The sequence below is a fragment of the Moorena bouillonii PNG genome (assembly GCF_001942495.1).
Taxonomy (GTDB): domain Bacteria; phylum Cyanobacteriota; class Cyanobacteriia; order Cyanobacteriales; family Coleofasciculaceae; genus Moorena; species Moorena bouillonii.
In genome coordinates this window covers 6,647,621-6,667,752 of the sequence record NZ_MKZS01000001.1, presented here as the reverse complement: position 1 = coordinate 6,667,752, position 20,132 = coordinate 6,647,621, and the positions used below count along the sequence as shown (strand labels likewise).

Annotated in this window: 10 protein-coding genes; 5 read left to right on the top strand and 5 right to left on the bottom strand. The window is 44.1% G+C overall.

The window, feature by feature from the left end; genetic code table 11:
- Positions 1–209 precede the first annotated feature (209 nt).
- Complete coding sequence (locus BJP37_RS37535; protein ID WP_143727822.1) at positions 210–413, bottom strand: hypothetical protein; 204 nt, start codon at positions 411–413, stop codon at positions 210–212.
- A 204-nt stretch (positions 414–617) separates the two neighbouring features.
- Here BJP37_RS37535 and BJP37_RS27095 point away from each other — a divergent pair, with 204 nt between their 5' ends.
- The 5 genes from BJP37_RS27095 (at position 618) to BJP37_RS27070 (ending at position 15,482) form a co-directional block, all read left to right on the top strand.
- Positions 618–1,181 (top strand): DUF11 domain-containing protein, encoded by a 564-nt coding sequence (locus BJP37_RS27095; protein WP_075903508.1) that lies wholly within the window; start codon positions 618–620, stop codon positions 1,179–1,181.
- A gap of 713 nt (positions 1,182–1,894) precedes the next feature.
- Positions 1,895–4,384, top strand: coding sequence for a DUF11 domain-containing protein (locus BJP37_RS27090; RefSeq protein ID WP_229415459.1), 2,490 nt, complete (start codon positions 1,895–1,897; stop codon positions 4,382–4,384).
- The gene (locus BJP37_RS27085) at positions 4,381–10,932 is read left to right on the top strand and encodes a hypothetical protein (protein WP_075903506.1); all 6,552 of its coding nucleotides are present in this window, start codon (positions 4,381–4,383) and stop codon (positions 10,930–10,932) included. Before BJP37_RS27090 ends, BJP37_RS27085 begins: the two co-directional genes overlap by 4 nt.
- A gap of 960 nt (positions 10,933–11,892) precedes the next feature.
- Positions 11,893–12,516 (top strand): hypothetical protein, encoded by a 624-nt coding sequence (locus tag BJP37_RS27075; RefSeq protein ID WP_143727821.1) that lies wholly within the window; start codon positions 11,893–11,895, stop codon positions 12,514–12,516.
- A 218-nt stretch (positions 12,517–12,734) separates the two neighbouring features.
- Positions 12,735–15,482, top strand: a complete 2,748-nt coding sequence (locus BJP37_RS27070; protein WP_075903500.1) for a DEAD/DEAH box helicase — start codon at positions 12,735–12,737, stop codon at positions 15,480–15,482.
- A gap of 148 nt (positions 15,483–15,630) precedes the next feature.
- Here BJP37_RS27070 and BJP37_RS27065 read toward each other — a convergent pair whose 3' ends face one another.
- The 4 genes from BJP37_RS27065 to BJP37_RS27055 form a co-directional block, all read right to left on the bottom strand.
- A complete protein-coding gene (locus tag BJP37_RS27065; RefSeq protein ID WP_075906513.1) occupies positions 15,631–15,825 on the bottom strand; it encodes a hypothetical protein in 195 nt (64 codons plus the stop codon).
- A gap of 125 nt (positions 15,826–15,950) precedes the next feature.
- Complete coding sequence (locus BJP37_RS40170) at positions 15,951–16,097, bottom strand: hypothetical protein (protein ID WP_158069800.1); 147 nt, start codon at positions 16,095–16,097, stop codon at positions 15,951–15,953.
- Positions 16,098–16,168: 71 nt separating this feature from the next.
- Positions 16,169–16,708, bottom strand: coding sequence for a hypothetical protein (locus BJP37_RS27060; protein ID WP_075903498.1), 540 nt, complete (start codon positions 16,706–16,708; stop codon positions 16,169–16,171).
- 66 nt (positions 16,709–16,774) lie between these two features.
- On the bottom strand, positions 16,775–20,132 hold a 3,358-nt coding region (locus BJP37_RS27055; protein ID WP_075903496.1), incomplete at its 5' end, for a WD40 repeat domain-containing protein.

Here is a 20,132-nt window from a genome sequence, read left to right as displayed (position 1 = left end):
AGTCAGAAGTCAGAAGTCAGAAGTTGACTCTAACAAGGTTTTAGGGTGCGTAGTGGCGTGGCACACCTAAAAATGTTTGTTGGGTTGAGCGGTAGGGAAACCCAACAAAGCGTTACTGGTGTTGGGTTTCATTCTTCAACCCAACCTACGCTTATTGCACCATTTTAGATGTGTCAGTCCAGTAGGGTGCGTTAGGGGCGGGCTTGCTATCATGTTAACACCGAGCGCCAGTGTTGGAACAGCCCGCCCCGTAACGCACCACCCAAGGGTGAGTCCTGATTTTCTCGGTCCCCAGGGGACAGCCCGCCCGAGGAAGGAAACGGGCAAGATGCCCGTTCCACGTCTGATGCCCGTTCCATGCCTGATGCCCGTTCCACGCCTGATGCCCGTTCCACGCCTGATGCCCGTTCCACCCACCGGATCAAACAGCAAAAGTGAGATACACCGGTGTAACTCCTGGTTGTTGACCACGTTTTGAGTCAACCTTTAGTGAGCCACTAATCAAGTCATTTCAGCCTACCCTGCGGGAACCCTATCCGGCGAACAGCCTTCCTACTTCAGCCTTAAAGCTTCAGTCTTCTATAAAATTGTTGTAATTATCAAGAGGTTTATTGCAAATGAAACGTTCATCAATTCTCGGTCTGGGTGCGATCGCATTAATTGTTGCTGTGCCTTTTGTAGGTAAGACTCCTGTATTAGCTGGTTTACAGGAAGCTGGGGAAGTGATTGTCCAAAACATCATGCGCCCCAAAGTGCAGTTGAAATTAGTGGCTAAGAAGAAGATAGTAGAAGTTGATACTGAAGGTAAAGAAAATATTACTTGGCAAGCCCTAGAGAACAAAGCCATTGTCAAACCAGGAGATACCCTTCGTTACACTGTCAAAGGTGAAAATTCTGGGGAAGTGGAAGCTGACAATCTGATGGTTACCCAACCCATTCCCCGGGCTACCATGTATATCCTTGATTCCGCTAGCAACAGCAATGGAGCAACGATAACTTACAGCATTGATAATGGAGAGACTTTTATAGACAAACCTACTATTGAAGTCACCCTTGAAGATGGCACAGTAGAAACTAGACCTGCCCCTGCTGCAGCCTACACTCACGTTCGCTTTGAGTTTCCAGAAGCCCTCGATCCTAAAGCAGTTTTAGAAGCATCTTATGATGTCACTGTTCGCTAGTAATTAACAATTAGCGATTAGTGATTAGTCATTAGCAATTAGTCATTTGTAAATACAAATAAACTATTATTAATTACAAGTGACTTATAAAGTAAGACTCATAAATTATGACTGTAAGCATTCAGCTGTCAGTCGTCAGCCCTCAGCCATTCCCGTAGCGTGACGCATAAGCTGTTCGCGTAGCGTGGCCAAAGGCCTTTAGCACCTCAAGTAGCGTGCGCGTAGCGCTATAGCTGAATCCTTACTTATGACTAATGACTAATCACTTAAGATGATACTTATGTTATTTATTTTTATAACGTAAGTACAGGGACTTAAATAATTTATTGAATAGCCAATATTACTCATTCTGTCCGTTGTAACAGTTTTTATAGGGCTAAATAAAATTCTGTATTAATACTTATATTTTAATGAATAATAAGTATTGATTATTAGAGGAATTAGAGATTTTAGTAAAAAGCGTCTTACAGCATTGTTCTTGTAGCTATTTCGATACATAATAGGTCAGAATAATATAGCATAATAAGTATTAAAAATACATAGATATAGATAATGAAATAATCAGCGCAATCTGCGCTATTTTTTGCTTAAATTTACGTTTTTTATATAAAAAAAACGACAATAGTTTTAAATAAAAAAAATAACCGAAATTTTAAATTTTATAAAAACACCGAATTTAACTAAACAAAACTATCCAGTGATTTACTATCAAAATGTGCAAATCAACCCCTGACTGGAAGAAGCGTTTCCCAAAGCTGCTAGCAACAGCTTTAATAGCAGGTATCTTACCCACATCTCCACCAGTACTGTCGCAAACTCAGACAGCTGAAATTTCAGCAACAACTGGTCAGACACCGCTACAGTGTACAGCTCCTGAAACAGTAGAAGCAACTGTGATCAATCAAGTCACTTATCGGTACCAAATGCCTCGTGGTCCGAGGGGAAGATTCTCTCGACCTAGTGAGTTATTCATTACTGGTACTTCTAGAAAAGTGAACACTGAAACCTCTAAACAAGGAACTCTCAATCTGGTATCTCAGGGGATTCAAGATGGGGAAGGCCAGTTGGTGTTTGGCTTAGGTGCTATGACTGATGCCTTGGAGGATGAACTAGTAACCTTAGGTTTTACTTCAGAGGAAGCCAGCAATGCCAGTATCAAAGCAGTAATGAGTTTTGCTAATTCATCCACTGACACTACCGCTGATCAAGTGATCACTGCTGCCAAAACAGCTATTGAGGAAGCGATACCGAATAAAGCTGCTTTGTTAAATGGGGAGAATAGTCAGACGGATCAAGTCATAGCTCTAGTGTTTACTGGACTAGCTCAACAGGGCTTAGAATCGATTGGTATTGCTGAAGCCGATGCCGCAACTGCTGAAAATACTGCCGCTGGCTTAATTCCAACTGACTTAAGTACCACTACTTTTACCGAGATTCGCCAGCAAGCATTTGATGAAGCGCTCAATGCTATCCCTGAACAACAACAACTCTTGAGCCAAGCTAAAGACTCTCTTGAGCAAGACCTAGGAAACATTCAGTCTGGTCAAGGGTCGCGGGTGCAATCGGGAGATGTTGTGAGTTTCCGTTATGCCTTGCTTAATACCGGAGATGCAGCAATTGAAGTAGAAACTCCCCAAGCTAATGTGATTGCTCAAAGTGGCTTGGTGGGGTCAGCTTCGATTGGCAATGTAACTGTTGAGGGTTTGGAGGAAACCCCGGAAACCCTGACAATCGAGCCTGGGCAGGAGGTGGTGCTGAATGTGCAAGTGGCAGTTAATGCGGCTGAAGACAACGATGAACAAACTATAGCTCTAGGATTTAGCAGTAATTGTGGTCAAGACAATACTTCCCTACAAACCGCACAACAGACCATAGCTACTATAGCTCCTACACCAGACCCCAGCTTAGAACTGATTGACCCGTTTGGGGAAATCCGGGGTTGTGACAATGAACTGTTGGATGACTATACCGGATTTAGCGTTGGCTTATTTGATCCAGACCCCAATGACCCCACAGGATTCTTGAATGCTGTAGAACTCACCACCACTGAATTTCCCGATGACCCCAATAACACCATTCCGGAAGGGATTCAACCTAACACTACCAATGCCAATCCCTTTTTCCTTAGCAATGAGGACAATGAAAACCGAGGTAGATACAGCTTTCTGTTTGATCGAGACCGAGGTCAGTTAGACCTCGGTCGAAGCTACATTTTGGTGGTTAATCCACCCGCTAATAGCAATTTCCTGCAACGACGGATTCGACTGACGATCACTAATGTTGATGAAGCGCAAAGTATAGTCTCCTATACTGCTACGTCTTTAGATGGTTTACCGATTAGTACCGATGCCAATCCCACAGAAATACAGGGTGAATTCCTGATTCGGAATGCGGAACGGGAAGGTCTGGTTTTGGGATTGTTGAATGTAGATACGGGTATTTGTGACCTTGAATCGATTCGGATTACCAAGAGCGCAGACCGAGCTACGGCTGAACCAGGAGATACTATCATCTATCGCCTCTCTTTGCGCAATCTAGCCAGTAGTGCTGTGCAAGACATTGTAGTCACTGACGACTTACCCCTAGGATTTAAATTCCTTGAAGATTCTGTCCGGGGCGAGTTACAGCAAGAATCAGTGGATATTGAAACCACACGAGATGGCGCAACAATTACTTTCACGACAACAGAGCCAATTCCAGAAGGTGGAGTATTGAACATTGCTTATGGGGTGCAAGTTACCCCAGATGGCATCCGGGGTGACGGGGAGAACTCAGCAATTGTTGCTGCGGAACGGGATGACAACGGTTGGGATATCAAAGATGGGCCAGTGGTTCATCGAGTACGAGTTGATCCCGGCATTATTTCCGACTGCGGCACCTTACTAGGTCGAGTATTTGTAGACAAAAACTTTGATGGTCATCAGCAACCAGGAGAACCGGGAGTTCCTAATGCGGTGATCTTTATGGAAAACGGTAACCGAATTACTACTGATGCCAATGGTCTGTTCTCGGTGAAAAACGTTCTACCGGGATACCACACTGGAGCTTTAGACCTGACTAGCCTTCCAGGTTACACCCTAGCTCCCAATACCCATTTCAGTGAAGGCAACAGTCAATCGAGACTCGTGCGTTTAGAGCCTGGTGGTATGGCACGCATGAACTTTGCAGTCACTCCGACCTTCAACGAAGAGGATCAGCAATGAAATTAATTGATAATTATAACATATCTTGTAAACTACAGCTAATGGGAGCGATCGCTGGTAGCGTTACCATGGTGCTGTATCCTGCTATCGCTGAAGCTGAATCAAGCCAAGCAGCAGAGGAAAATTTACCAGTCATTGACCTGAAGCCAAGTCAACTACCTAGCCTTGATTTCAAACAAGAACCAATCCTCAGCTTCAATCCCGGTCTGGTTCCCTCCCTAAACCAAAATGAGCGATCAACAACAATTGGTCTAAGACAGCGTTCCAGTTTTAACATCAACGATGGACAATTTCCTAGCTTTGATCTCAGGTCAGATCAAGTCCCTAGGCTCAACTGGAAACGAGAACCTATCGTTAGTTTCAACTCGACTCTGACTCCTTCACCAGTCCAACAGACAGAGCTCTCCTCAGACATCGCCCTCGCACCTGTAGTGGACTTGAGTAAAGGTTCGCTACCTAGTTTTGCTCTACTGCCTGGTCAACTACCTCAGCTGAACTCACCAAAAGCTCTACTTGCTAATCTAGACCTGAAACAACAGCAAAGGGTTAGTCTTAACAATAGTGTCAATACTGAAGCTAGAGAAACTATACCGATTGACCTACGGTCACGCTACGCGAACGCGCCAAGTCGGTCAGATACTAAGATTGCTTATGCACCTGGTATCGATATCCAACTCGAACAATTACCGAACTTTGCTGTTAATAGTGAATTCCCTAACTTAAATTTAAGTAACGCTAAATTAGACAACCTTCAACTGCCCTCCCAGCAAAGGGTTAGTCTCAATCCCAATATCAATACTAAAGCTAGAGAAACTATACCGATTGACCTATGGTCACGCTACGCGAACACAACAAGTCGGTCATCTACTGAAATTGCCATTGGCCGTAGGTCAGGCTACGGGATTGACCGTAGGTCAGGCTACGGGATTGACCGTAGGTCAGGCTACGCGATCGCATCTAGTATCGACTTCCAGCAGAGAAAATTACCTGAGTTTGCGGTTAATCGTGAATTACCTAAGATCGATTTAACTAACGATAAGTTAGACAACCTTCAACTGCGTACGCCCCAAAGGGTTAGTCTCAACAAGAGAGTTAATCCTGAAGCTAGAGAAACTATACCGATTGACCTATGGTCACGCTACGCGATTGACCTATGGTCACGCTACGCGAACGCACCAAGTCAGTCACCTACTGAGATGGCGATTGCAGCTAGTATCGACTTCCAACAGGGACAATTACCTGAGTTTGCGGTTAATCGTGAATTACCTAATATCGATTTAAGTAACGATAAATTAGACAACCTTGAGCTGCGTTCGCGTAGCGTGGCCGTAGGCCAATCGCCCCAAAGGGTTAGTCTCAATCCTACGGTTAATCCTCAAGCTAGAGAAACTATACCGAACGCGGAAACTCAGTCAAATCAAGAGATTGCGTATGCACCTGAAATCGATATCCAAGTTGGAGACTTACCCAACTTTGAAGTTAATGGTAAATTCCCTAACTTAGATTTAACTAACGATAAGTTAGACAACCTGGAGCTGCGTACGCCCCAAAGGGTTAGTTTTAATAGTATCAATAATGAAACTAGAGAAACTCTACCGATACCAGAAACTCAGTCAAATCAAGAGATTGCCTATGCACCTGATCTCGATATCCAAGTGGGAGACTTACCTAACTTTGAGGTTAATGGTGAATTCCCTAAGATCGATTTAAGTAACGACAAGTTAGACAACCTTGAGCTGGGTACCCCCGAAAGGGTTAGTTTTAATAGTATCAATAATGAAGCTAGAAAAACTATACCGAACGCGGAAACTCAGTTAGACCAAGAGATTGCTTACGCACCTGGTATCGATATCCAAGTGGGAGACTTACCTAACTTTGAGGTTAATGGTGAATTCCCTAAGATCGATTTAACTAACGATAAATTAGACAACCTTGAGCTGCGTACGCCCGAAAGGGTTAGTTTTAATAGTATTAATCGAGAAGCTAGAGAAACTCTACCGAACGCGGAAACTCAGTTAGACCAAGACATTGCTTACGCACCTGATCTCGATATCCAAGTGGGAGACTTACCTAACTTTGAGGTTAATGGTGAATTACCTAACTTAGAAAGTGACGATAAGTTAGATAACCTTGAGCTGCGTACGCCCCAAAGGGTTAGTTTTAATAGTATCAATAATGAAGCTAGAGAAACTATACCGAACGCGGAAACTCAGTCACCTCAAGAGATTGCCTATGCACCTGGTATTGATATCCAAGTGGGAGACTTACCTAACTTTGAAGTTAATGGTGAATTCCCTAACTTAGATTTAAGTAACGCTCAATTGGACAATCTTGAGCTGCGTACCCAGCAAAGGGTTAGTCTCAATCCTACTGTTAATCCTGAAGTTAGACAAACTATACCGATACCAGAAACTCAGTCAAATCAAGAGATTGCTTACGCACCTGATCTCGATATCCAAGTGGGAGACTTACCTAACTTTGAGGTTAATGGTGAATTCCCTAAGATCGATTTAACTAACGATAAGTTAGATAACCTTGAGCTGCGTACCCCCCAAAGGGTTAGTTTTAATAGTATCAATAATGAAGCTAGAGAAACTATACCGAACGCGGAAACTCAGTTAGACCAAGAGATTGCGTATGCACCTGATATTGATATCCAAGTTGGAGAATTACCCAACTTTGAGGTTAATGATGAATTACCTAAGATCGATTTAACTAACGATAAATTAGACAACCTTGAGTTGCCATCCCAGCAAACCGTTAGTCTCAATCCTACTGTTAATCCTGAACCAATCCAGCAGATAGAAGCATCACCAGCAGTAATTGAACCGAGTCAAGAGCAACTCATCAGCTTTAACCTAAGACAGGAACAATTAGCAAGCTTTGACCTAACAGATGAACAACTTATAAGCCTGGATTTGACACAGGAGACATCATTCAACCTTGACCTAAAACCGGTTGAACTCCCAACCATTGCTTTTGCGGAATTAGGAGAAGAGTACCAAGACACTCTCGAAATCGCCAACTACTGGATACGGCAAAGAAGACGCAACCGCAGACAAAGACGCCAACAACGAATAAGAGAATCGACTCCATCTCCTACCTCTAAACCCAAATCATCCTATTTAAAAGTACTTGCCCCTACTTCGGATAAGGTATTAGATATCCCAGCAACTAGCATTATTTTACAATATGCTTTGGGAGCTGAGGTGGAACTTCGGGTCAATGGTGAACTGATAGACCCCTCCTTCATTGGACGCACAGAAACAGATACACTAACTAATCTTATAACTCGGACTTGGTATGGTATTGTCCTTAGGGAAGGGGAGAATACGATCACTGCCACTATCGCTGGGTCAGATAATGTAATTTCTATACCGGTACAAGTAAGGGGAACACCCGATAAACTGGTTGTGGAAACCCGCGAGGCTCGTATCCCAGCGGATGGACGTTCTCTAGCAACGGTTCAGGGTCGGTTATTGGATAAATTCGGTAATGTCTCTCACCGCGATAGCATTGTTACCTTATACACTAGTGACGGTGAGTTCGTTGGTGTAGACCAAAACCCAGACCAACTGGGATTTCAGGTAGAAGCTCGAAAGGGGCAATTTACTACTGAACTGCGCTCAGGCTTAGACGCTAAAACGATTCGGATTAGCGCTGCTACTAATGATTTAGAAGCCTTTACCCAAATGCAGTTTGAAACCGCACTGCGCCCAAGTTTAATAACTGGCGTGATCGATATGCGTTTGGGAACTGAAGGGACAGACTTTTTCAAGGGCTTTCGGGACTTTTTACCAGAGGATGAAGATGATGACACTAAATTTGACATCCGATCCGCTGCTTTCTTCACTGGAAGCCTTGGCGATTGGTTAATCACTGGGTCATTTAATACTGACCATGCTTTGAACAAAGGCTGTGATTGTAATGATAGTAATCGGTTATTTCGCGAGTACCAATCCTCTGAACAAGACTATCCCGTTTACGGTGATAGTTCGACAGTGGATGTAACTACTCCTTCTATCGATAATGTCTATCTGAGGCTAGAACGCTCTGGTACAAAAGTAGGAATAGAAGCGGACTATTTGATGTGGGGGGATTACAACACTGAGGAGTTTTCTAGACGCTCTCAGCTATTTACTTCCACAAGGCGCAAACTCCATGGCTTCAAGACTAACTACAACTTTGGTAAGTTTCAAGTTACTGGATTGTTCGCCAATAACGTAGAAGGCTTCCAGCGGGATACGATTGCCCCTGATGGTACTAGTGGTTTTTACTTTCTGTCTCGGCGACTATTGGTTCCTGGTTCAGAAGAAGTTTACATCGAGTTAGAAGAACTACAGCGACCTGGTACTGTAATTCAACGAGAACGTCTGAGTCGGGTCAGTGACTATGAAATTGACTATGACCGTGGCACCTTATTGTTCAACCAACCGATGTTACGTACTGACTTGGATCAAGAAGGACGAGTCTTAGTGCGGCGGATTGTTGTTACTTATCAGTTTGATGGGGATAGCGAAGATACTAATATTTACGCAGGTCGGTTTCAATACAACTTCTCTCGGGAACTTAATCAAGAGAGTTGGCTCGGCGCTAGCTATCTACGGGAAAATCAGGGAGCTAGGGACTTTGAACTTTATGGTGTTGATGGTTTGTTCTCCTTTGGGGAGAATGTTCAATTAATCACAGAATACGCTCACTCTACCAATGATTCTGACGAATTAGGCTTAGTCAGCGGTTCAGCCTACCGCGTCCAACTAGACGGCAAATTTGGTGATGCTTTCTCCGGTAAGGCTTATTTGCGCTCCACTGAAACTGGCTTTGCCAATAACGCTACCGTTAGCTTTGTTCCTGGTCAAACCCGTTATGGTGCTCAGTTTCTGGCCAAACTAACTGATACGACTAGTTTTCGGGTACAGGTAGACCGGGAAACTAACCGAGGTATAGCTCCCCGAGTTGTTACTAGCTTTGGTGATTTATTCGACCCCCGTACCGAACCCCAGGCTGGTAATCGGGTGGATAATTCTCTAACTACTGTAATTGCGGGGATTAAGCAACGTATTGGTCCGGGTAGCCTCCAACTCGACTGGGTGTTTCGCGATCGCGAAGACCGTAAAGATGATTCTAGAAGTCGTACATCCAATCAGTTGCGATCGCGTTTTAAGATGCCCTTAACTGATAGGCTCACTTTTCAGGCTCTCAATGAACTAACCTTATCTAGCGAAACCGATTCAGTGTATTCAGACCGCACTGCGATCGGATTAGACTGGCGAGTATATCGAGGAATTACCATCAATATCGGACAACAATGGTTTACCCGAGGGCAATTTGAGGGACAGGAAATTACCCATCTTGGTATCAGTGGCGATTACAATCTTGGCTCTGATACCACTATCTCTGGACGTTACTCCATTGTTGGCGGATTAGATCAGATGACCGGTCAGGGCGCTATCGGATTGAAGCAGGGCTGGACGATTTTCCCTGGCATGCGACTAAACCTTGCTTATGAGCGGGTATTAGGTAATTTCCTTGGAGAAAACGCTGCTGCTGATCAGTTCAGTCAACCTTACGCTTTTGGTCAAGGAGCCTCAGCCCTTGGATTTGAGAGTGGAGAAAGCTACAGTATCGGTTTTGAATACACTGACAGTCCCGATTTCAAAGCCAGCTTCAAATGGGAGCATCGTTCTTCTAATCGTGGCAACAACACTGTCATCACTGGTGCCGCCTCTGGGAAATTGTCTCCTGCTATAACTGCTTTGTTTAGTTATCGACAGGCGAATGCTGCTAATCAAAGGCTTAGGAGCCGATTAGGAAACTCGATCAATTTCAGGCTAGGTGTTGCTTACCGTAATCCCGCAAGCGATAACTTTAACGCTTTAATGCGCTATGAATTTCGCCAGAATCCCGCTACTATTCCCGATACGATTTTATTGGGCAGTGGTACTGGTTATAACGAACATCTATTTTCCGGCGAAATGATATATGCTCCCAACTGGCGATGGGAATTTTACGGTAAATATGCTTTGCGTTATAGTAAATCCTATTTATCCAATGATTTAATCGGAGATAGCACCATTCATCTCGGTCAACTCCGAGCATCCTATCGTCTAGGCTACAACTGGGATATAGTCGGTGAAGCTCGCTTGATCTCTCAACCTTCAGCAGACTACTTTGAAAATGGCTTCCTGATTGAAACTGGCTACTACCTGACTCCCAGTCTGCGCCTTGCTGCTGGATACGCTCTTGGTAATATTGACGACTACGACTTCCGTGGCTCTCGTTCCGCCAGTGGTCCGTATTTAGGACTTACTGTCAAACTTGATGGTCTGATTGGTAATTTATTTGGCGGCTTTGGCAATCAAAAGGTAGCACCACCCCAGCAGCAGGAATCTCAAATTGAATTCATTGTTGAAGATAACCAAAAGCAAGAAAATCCCAATAAAACTAACCAACCTGTGGTTGAAGAAGGGCTAGAAGAAAACAGTAAACCCCTTTCTAACGACAAATCAGAAGAGGATAACACACAAGCAAGAAGAACAGAAAAATAATAGTGTGTTCCGGTAATTTATGATTGGCAATTTGAGTATTATTGCCGATTAATAATGACAAATTTATTAGTATTAATTATCAAAATTATTTAGTTTAAATTTAACTTTTTTTTATTAAAGTTAATTAATTAATTTAATATTTTCAGCAAACTTTATTAAAATTAAGCAGCTATGAATCCCCATATAATTCCTTATAATTTAAAGTCAAAATTTCACCTAAACCTATGATAAAAAAAACTTACTATTCTAGTTTAATTTCATTTTTAAAAACTAAAAAAAACCACCTATAGTTATCAAAAAAAAACAGTATCTACCTAGTTTATTATCAAGCCTAGGCTTAAAAGAGTATACCATCAACCATGTCAGCTTTTGGGGTATGGGTGTTGAATGGCACAGGAGTTACCAAAAAAATTGGGTAATCGCGCCCCTTCCTTCTAGGACGGCTTTTTTTTTTAACTTTTTATTGACAGTTTGTACTAGGTGTGCTACTATAAAATTCTAAACAATAGACTTTTCAACTAGATAGATACTATCTAACCATAAGTAGGCAACGTAAAAAATATGTCTGAGATACATATTGCGTAATTTAGTCTAGCGATGCAGCGCGGTCTTGGGGGTTTCCCCCACTCGCGCTTTGCATCAAGACAACGACTTTAACGTCTATGAAAAATTTAGATCTAAAAAAGTATCTATCTCTAAAAAAAAAAGTAAAGGTACGGTGGGGCACACCGAAACCATTATCTATGATCAAAACGCTTAGGTCGAATCGGCCTCTACTCTTTCTGGTTCCGACCTGGCTGAGCAAGTCGGCTCGTTGTTCGCGTAGCGTGGCCATAGGCCAAGTAAGAATCCCCGTTCTTACTTCGGCGGGGAGTGTCAAGTCGGGCTGCCATATATGTGATCGGAGATGACCATCAAGTAATTGCTAACTAAATCATTCACCAAGCAGGACCAGGAGTGGTGGTTGCTGCTTATCCAGAAAGCGATCGCAATATCATCCAAGATAATCAATTTGCGGCTCTCGAAGGACTGAGCATTGACCTAGTCACTAGAAACCATACCGGAGCAAGGCATTATCAAGTAGGTGATGGACCAAACCCTAAGCGAGACTCTCCTAACCGTAGGCTAGACACTGGTAATAATGCTGTGAATACACCTCGGTGGTTAGCGGTAGAGTTTTTTCAACGGGATGGTCAGGTGAGTTTGGATGGGTCACCTGACCCTGGTTCTGAGGTAGATATCTATCTTGTAGACCAGGTTTCCCCAAAAACCCATGGGATAGGTCCCTTGAGTAAGAAGATTGCTACAGCCGAAGCAGATCAAGACGGGAAGTTTGGGATTAGTCTTAGTAATGTCGAGCCTGGAGATTACCTGAGTGCGATCGCAACTCACCCAGACTACGGTACCTCGGAACCAGCTGTGACTGTGGTGGTGCGTGCTCTTGATGATCAAGGGAATAGTATCGAGACATGGTCAGCAACAACTCTACCGAACACAGCAATGCCCCAGTGTACCAGCCGTCCAGTCGCCAAGGTTCCCCTACGACCAGAGTCCCCGCAAATACCTGAACCCCTATCGGAATAGTTTTTAGGAATAGGCTCAAACACCCTACCCTAAAGCACCTCAAGTTTGTCTCGCCCTTTGTTAGAGGAAACAAATCCCTATAAATACACCAGGGGTATCTTGAGTAAAATGGTGTACACCCTCTCAATTAATTAACTAACATACAATATATACAACCAAAGGACTACGTAATTACAAGCAACACCTAACGATCATATACCTTATTGGAAAAACCTTGTGTGAATATTGCTACTTCATCAGTAGACCTTGACCCGAAAAACCTATTTCCCTTTGAACTCGACGAGTTCCAAAAACAGGCAATTGAGGCTCTCAATCATAGTCAATCAGTAGTTGTCTGTGCTCCGACTGGTTCTGGGAAAACCCTAATTGGAGAATATACCATTTACCGTGCTTTGTCTCAAGGGGGACGTGTTTTCTACACCACCCCCCTCAAAGCGCTCTCCAACCAGAAACTAAGGGATTTTCGGGCAAAATTTGGCGCAGACAAAGTCGGTCTAGTTACCGGTGATTCCTCGGTCAACCGGGAGGCTTCCGTGTTAGTGATGACTACGGAAATTTTCCGTAATATGCTCTATGGTACCCCAATTGGTCAAGTGGGAGCCTCGATGCTAGGGGTTGAGGCGGTCATCCTAGACGAATGTCACTATATGAATGACCGACAACGAGGCACGGTTTGGGAAGAATCAATTATCTATTGTCCGCCAGATATTCAAATTGTTGCCCTTTCCGCCACTGTTGCCAATTCTGACCAGCTGACCGACTGGCTGAATCAAGTTCATGGCTCCACTCAGCTGATTTACTCTAACTTCCGACCTGTTCCTCTAGAGTTTTACTTTGCCCATCCCAAGGGAATTGTCTCCCTGCTGAATGACGACCACACCAAGATTAACAACTCCCTCAAAACCAGACGTCCTAAAAGCAAGGACAAACATGGACGTCCGGAAGGCCCCAGCATTAGCACTGTGGTGAGCAAACTAAAAAAACGGGAGATGTTACCAGCTATTTACTTTATCTTTAGCCGCCGAGGCTGTGATAAGGCAGTAGATGAGATGGGTCCACTATCCCTGGTCAATGAACAAGAAGCAGCTCAACTCAAGAAACGGATTGATGAATTTATCACTAAGAATCCAGAAGCAGCTCGTACCAAACAAATTGAGCCCCTCTACCGAGGTATAGCTGCCCATCATGCTGGAATTTTACCTGCTTGGAAAGGTCTAGTGGAAGAACTATTCCAACAAGGACTAGTGAAGGTGGTATTTGCTACAGAAACTCTAGCAGCAGGAATTAATATGCCTGCTCGTACCACGGTTATTTCCAGTCTATCTAAGCGTACTGACCGAGGACACCGGCTACTGACTGCTTCTGAATTTTTGCAGATGGCTGGACGAGCAGGACGGCGAGGGATGGATACCAATGGCTATGTGGTTACCGTGCAAACCCCCTTTGAAGGGGCTAAAGAGGCGGCTTATCTAGCAACGGCTGGTGCTGATCCCCTAGTCAGTCAGTTTACCCCTACCTATGGTATGGTACTGAATTTGTTGCAAACTCACTCTCTGCCTCAAGCCAAGGAATTAGTTGAACGCAGCTTTGCTCAGTATCTAGCTACTTTGTACCTCAAACCTCAACAACAGGCAATTACTGAACTGACTGCGGAACTGACAAGAATTGATTTTCAACTGGCACCGGTAGATGTGGCAGTAATGGAAGGCTATCAAAAACTGAAGGAACACCTGAAAGTAGAGCGCCGCATCCTTAAAGACCTGCAACACCAAGCAGAGGCATCTGTTTCTAAAGCCGTATCCCAATTACTACAACAGGTGCAACCGGGAGTCATTCTTTATTTGAAGGGCAAGAATGTGCCAGTGTCTTCTCCTGTTCCAGCTGTTTTGGTGTCTAAACAAAAGGGTTCCGGTCAATTCCCCTATCTGGTGTGCTTAAGTGCTGCTAACCGATGGTATGTGGCAACAACTGCTGATGTGATGGGGTTAGATGGCTTTCCTGAAGTGGCCGATGACCAAGTATCCAATGGCTCTACGGAAGATTACTCAACCGGCTCAACTCAAGGTGACTCTTCTCACATTATTAATCTTCGATGCCTTGATATTGGAACTCTCCAGCCTTTAGAGGGGCTTGAGATTAAACCAGGTCAAGTCAAAAGCGGAAATGAAGATACTGAAGCCTTGGCTAACCAAGTTCCCACCATTGCTCAACTCTGGGTTGCTCCAGAAGTCAGGGAGCAAGAAGGTGTTGTTGCTGATCTAGAGGGTCAAATGGAAACCCATGCTCTTCGTCAGTGGGGTAATCCTTCTCAACTGATCAAACGCCACAAAAAACGGTTGTTTTTGCAGGAGCAAATTAACCAACGTCAAGCTAAATTCCGAGAATACCAGGCTCAGCATTGGCACGAATTTCTGAACCTGATTGAAATTTTAAAAGCATCTGGTTCTTTGGAGGACTTAACTCCCACTGTTCTGGGGCAAGCGGCTGCTTCGCTTCGGGGAGAAAATGAGTTGTGGCTAGCCTTAGCCATGCTGTCGGGAGAATTAGATGATTTAGACCCCCACCAACTGGCAGCAGCTTGCTCTGCTTTAGTTACCGAAACCCCTAGACCGGATAGTTGGACAAACTATCAACCAAGTGAGGAAGTGCTAGAAGCATTGACAAACCTCAGGAGGATTCGGCGTCAAGTATTTCAGCTACAGCGTCGATATCATGTCGCCTTACCGGTTTGGTCAGAGGATAGGTTAATTGGTCTAATAGAACAGTGGTCATTAGGCAAATCCTGGCGGGAGATATGCGGTAATACCAGCTTAGATGAAGGGGACGTGGTGCGAATCTTACGTCGAACCTTAGATATATTATCCCAAATTCCCCATGTGTTGCCTCTATCAGAGTCTTTAAAAGCTAATGCGATTCGTGCTGCTCAGTTACTTGACCGCTTTCCGGTGAATGAAAGAGTTAAGTAGGGCTTGCTGAAAAAGTCCTTTGGTAAGGGTAGGAGTCAGGAGTCAGGAGTCAGGAGTCAGGAGAAACACTACAATCAGTTATCAAAAAACATAGCAACATTGTCCTAGGTAATCTCTCTCTTGACTCCTGTTCCCTGTTCCCTGTTCCCTATTCCCTATTCTCTACTGGATTCTTACCAACATCAAAAACAATTATAAATTCCGCATCCGGCATTAATCGTTTCAGGGCCCACAAATGTCCCTCAGCATCCGACCGATTGCGGAAGCGAGCAACAACAACTCGCTGCATTTGTGGTAATAGCCTAATGACCACCCATGGATGAAGGCGTTCCGAATAACTCATAATCAAACTATCTCCTTTTTTAGGGGAGCCAGAGCTAGCCCGTAGATATTGCACTGTCCCCGGGCTAGCTCTTGACTCTGGGCGTCTCAGCGCCCACTGTTATACTATAGCACAAAAATATTTTATTATAACATATTTTTAAAATTTTTGTAACAAATTTTTCGGGAGTCGGGAGTCGGGAGTCGGGAGTCGGGAATCGGGAATGTTGTGGAACGGGCATCTTGCCTGTTTGGGGCATCTTGGTAGAATAGGCATCTTGGTGGAACAGGCATCTTGCCTGTTACAGTTTCCAGGCGCTGACGGCTGACGGCTGACCGCTGAATGCTTGCCTATTGCCTATTGCCTATTGCCTATTGCCACCCTTCCTCCTCAAGTAAACCTTCAACACCTCTTCTGTAAAAGGATTCTTACCAGCCCGCAGCTCATCTATCCATTTCTGCCGTTCTGCTTTCCACTTATCATTGCCGGTCCAGTCTACAATTGCTTGAAAATCTGATATTGCTCCTGCGGTATCCCCAGTCAGGGCCCTAGCCAAACCACGACTCTGCTTAAATCGTGCTTTTATTTTATAAAATAGTACATTTTTAGATGCTTTGGCTACTGCTTTTTCACAGGCATCGATCACTTCAGCAGCATATCCATGGAGGCTACCAAACCAACAAATTTCATGCCAATAATTAGCATTAATTTCTAGGTTTGGATCTAGTTGTTGTGCTTCTTTATAGAGAGATAGGGCTTTGGTTATTTCACCCTGTTTTGCTAACTGCTCACCTTGTTCAACTTTAGCGGGTCCTGCTAGTTGTTTTGCTTTTGTCTCTGGGTTTAATTCTAGCTCTGGATTCCATTCTTTGGCTTTTTTAAAATTAGCAATAGCAACCTCCACATCCCCCTCTTTCGCTAACTCCTCACCTTGTTTAACAAAACCAGAAGCTGCAGCTATTTTGCCATCTTAATCTTGGCATTTCTTTAAGCTATCTAAGGATTCAGGATGATCCACAAAGTAATCTTCAAGCAACTTACATCCCCTAGCCAGCATCTCACCTAAATCTTCAACAGCCCAGAGTCTGACAGTTTTGTCGGCTGATGCCGTAGCCAGCATTTTACCATCGGGACTAAAACTTACACTATTTACCGAGTCTTGATGTCCTTTCAACACATCTAATGGATTTCCCTGTAAATCCCAGAGTCTGACCGTTTTGTCCGATGATGCACTAGCAAGCATCTTACCATCGGTACTAAAACTTACACTATTTACCGACTCAAGATGTCCTTTCAACAGTGCTAATTGATTTCCTTCTAAATCCCAGAGTCTGACAGTTTTGTCCCTTGATGCCGTAGCCAGCCTCTGACCATCGGGGCTAAACCTTACACTTTCTACCCAGTCAAGATGTCCTTTCAACAGTGCTAATTGATTTCCTTCTAAATCCCAGAGTCTGACAGTTTTGTCCCTTGATGCCGTAGCCAGCCTCTGACCATCGGGGCTAAACCTTACACTTTCTACCCAGTCAAGATGTCCTTTCAACAGTGCTAATTGATTTCCTTCTAAATCCCAGAGTCTGACCGTATTGTCGGATAATGCAGTAGCAAGCATCTTACCATCTCGGCTAAAACTTATACTAAATACCAACTCTTGATGTCCTTTCAACAGAGCTAATGGATTGCCCTGTAAATCCCAGAGTCTGACCGTTTTGTCCGATGATGCACTAGCAAGCATCTTACCATCGGGGCTAAAGCTTACACTATTTACCTCGGATTGATGTCCTTTCAACAGAGCTAATGGATTGCCCTGTAAATCCCAGAGTCTGACCGTTTTGTCCGATGATGCACTAGCAAGCATCTTACCATCGGGGCTAAAGCTTACACTTGATAGCGAGGATTGATGTCCTTGAAATAGAGCTAATTGATTGCCCTGTAAATCCCAGAGTCTGACCGTTTTGTCGTCTGATGCCGTAGCCAGGGTTTTACCATCAAGGCTAAAGCTTACACTATTTACCTCGGATTGATGTCCTCTCAACAGAGCTAATTGATTGCCCTGTAAATCCCAGAGTCTAACAGTTTTGTCCTTTGATGCAGAAGCGAGCATCTTACCATCTCGGCTAAAACTTACACTTGATACAGAGGATTGATGTCCTCTCAACAGAGCTAATTGCTTTCCCTGTAAATCCCAGAGTCTGACCGTTTTGTCGTATGATGCCGTAGCCAGCATCTTACCATCTCGGCTAAAACTTACACTATTTACCCGGAATTGATGTCCTCTCAACAGAGCTAATTGCTTTCCCTGTAAATCCCAGAGTCTGACAGTTGCGTCGTCTGATGCCGTAGCCAGGGTTTTACCATCAAGGCTAAAACTTACACTTCTTACCAACTTTTGATGTCCTCTCAACAGAGCTAATTGCTTTCCCTGTAAATCCCAGAGTCTGACAGTTTTGTCCGATAATGCCGTAGCCAGCCTTTTACCATCGGGGCTAAAACTTACACTTAATAGCGAGGATGGATGTCCTCTCAACAGAGCTAATTGATTTCCTTCTAAATCCCAAAGTATCACAGTAAGGTCGGATCCAGTAGCAAGCCTCTTACCATCTCGGCTAAAACTTATACTAGTTACCCTATCTTGATGTCCTTTCAACAGTGCTAATCGATTTTCCTGTAAATCCCAGAGTCTGACGGTTTTGTCGTAAGATGCCGTAGCCAGGGTTTTACCATCTTGGCTAAACCTTACACTATTTACCGAGGATTGATGTCCTCTCAACACAGCTAATTGATTGCCCTGTAAATCCCAGAGTCTGACGGTTTCGTCCTGTGATGCCGTAGCCAGGGTTTCACCATCTCGGCTAAAACTTATACTAGTTACCCAGTGTTGATGTCCTGTCAACAGTGTTAATGGATTGCCCTGTAAATCCCAGAGTCTGACCGTGTCCCATGATACCGTAGCCAGGGTTTTACCATTGGGGCTAAACCTTACACTCGACACCCGGTCTTGATGTCCTCTCAACACAGCTAATTGATTGCCCTGTAAATCCCAGAGTCTGACGGTTTCGTCCTCTGATGCCGTAGCCAGGGTTTTACCATCTCGGCTAAAACTTATACTATTTACCCAGTCTTGATGCCCTCTCAACACAGCTAATTGATTACCCTGTAAATCCCAGACTCTGACAGTTTTGTCCTCTATTTTGTCCCCAGTCAGAAAATTATCATGTGATGCAGTAGCCAGCATCTTACCATCGAAGCTAAAACTTAGACTCCTTACCCAGCCTTGATGTCCTTTCAACACAGCTAATTGATTACCCTGTAAATCCCAGACTCTGACAGTTCTGTCCTTTGTTCTGCCCTCAGTCAGGCTCATACCATCTGATGCCGTAGCCAGCATCTTACCATCGGGGCTAAAACTTACAATTGATACCGGTTGTTGATGTCCTTCAAAGAGTGCTAATTGATTTCCTTCTAAATCCCAGAGTTTGACATTATGATAGTCTGATGGCGTAGCCAGCAGCACTTTACCATCGGGGCTAAAACTTACACTTAAGACCGAGCTTTCTCGATGTACTCGAAATAGTCTGTTTTCTTTGAATTTACTAAGACTCTGCTGTAGAGCATAGAGAGGACTGATGGCAGGATAGTTATCCAAAGGGCGACCATCTTTAACGATATTAAATAGCTCTTGCCCAGTCTCCATAGCTGAGTATAAAAGCTCTGGATCGCCATAGTAACCATTATCCCCTGGTAACCGTCGTAAAATAGTAATCCCTTGTTGTTCTAGTCGGGTACCTGTTTTAGCTTCTTGTATGTTTTTAGCAGTTATCATAGCAATAATTATTGCTACAACTGAGAACAAACCCAGAGTAATACCCCCTATTAGTATAGTTCTCTTGGCTTTGTCTTGGGCTTCACTTAAGGTATCATTGGCCTTAGCTAATATTCGACTTTCTTCTGCCAATACCCTGCGGTCTAATTCCTGACCAGCCACCAAAAACTGATAATCCAAATCGCTCAAACTTTTACCCCTAGCCCAAGTTTGAGCATTCTCTAACGCCACCCCCCGCAACAAACGGGATTCATCCTTACACCCAGACTCAACCCAAGCGGTAAATGCTTCAGAGTAGGGACGCAGTCTCGCTAATTCTTGCTTAACCCAATTGCTATCGAAAACACTGCCATAAATCCGGTTGTTAACTTTTAAATACCCATCCCGCTCCACTACCAACCCCGATAGCCTTAATTCTGTCTGTTCTTCACTGCCATCAGCGGCAATATAACCCTGATCTAATACGTGCTGATACAATCCCAACAGCCTACTCGCCCGTTGCTCA

Excerpts from the sequence above, each read along its gene's own strand:
- BJP37_RS27085 (WP_075903506.1), top strand. The coding sequence starts at position 4,381 with ATGAAATTAATTGATAATTATAACATATCTTGTAAACTACAGCTAATG.
- BJP37_RS27065 (WP_075906513.1), bottom strand. The coding sequence starts at position 15,825 with ATGAGTTATTCGGAACGCCTTCATCCATGGGTGGTCATTAGGCTATTA.
- BJP37_RS27095 (WP_075903508.1), top strand. The coding sequence starts at position 618 with ATGAAACGTTCATCAATTCTCGGTCTGGGTGCGATCGCATTAATTGTT.
- BJP37_RS40170 (WP_158069800.1), bottom strand. The coding sequence starts at position 16,097 with ATGCCTGTTCCACCAAGATGCCTATTCTACCAAGATGCCCCAAACAGG.
- BJP37_RS27090 (WP_229415459.1), top strand. The coding sequence starts at position 1,895 with ATGTGCAAATCAACCCCTGACTGGAAGAAGCGTTTCCCAAAGCTGCTA.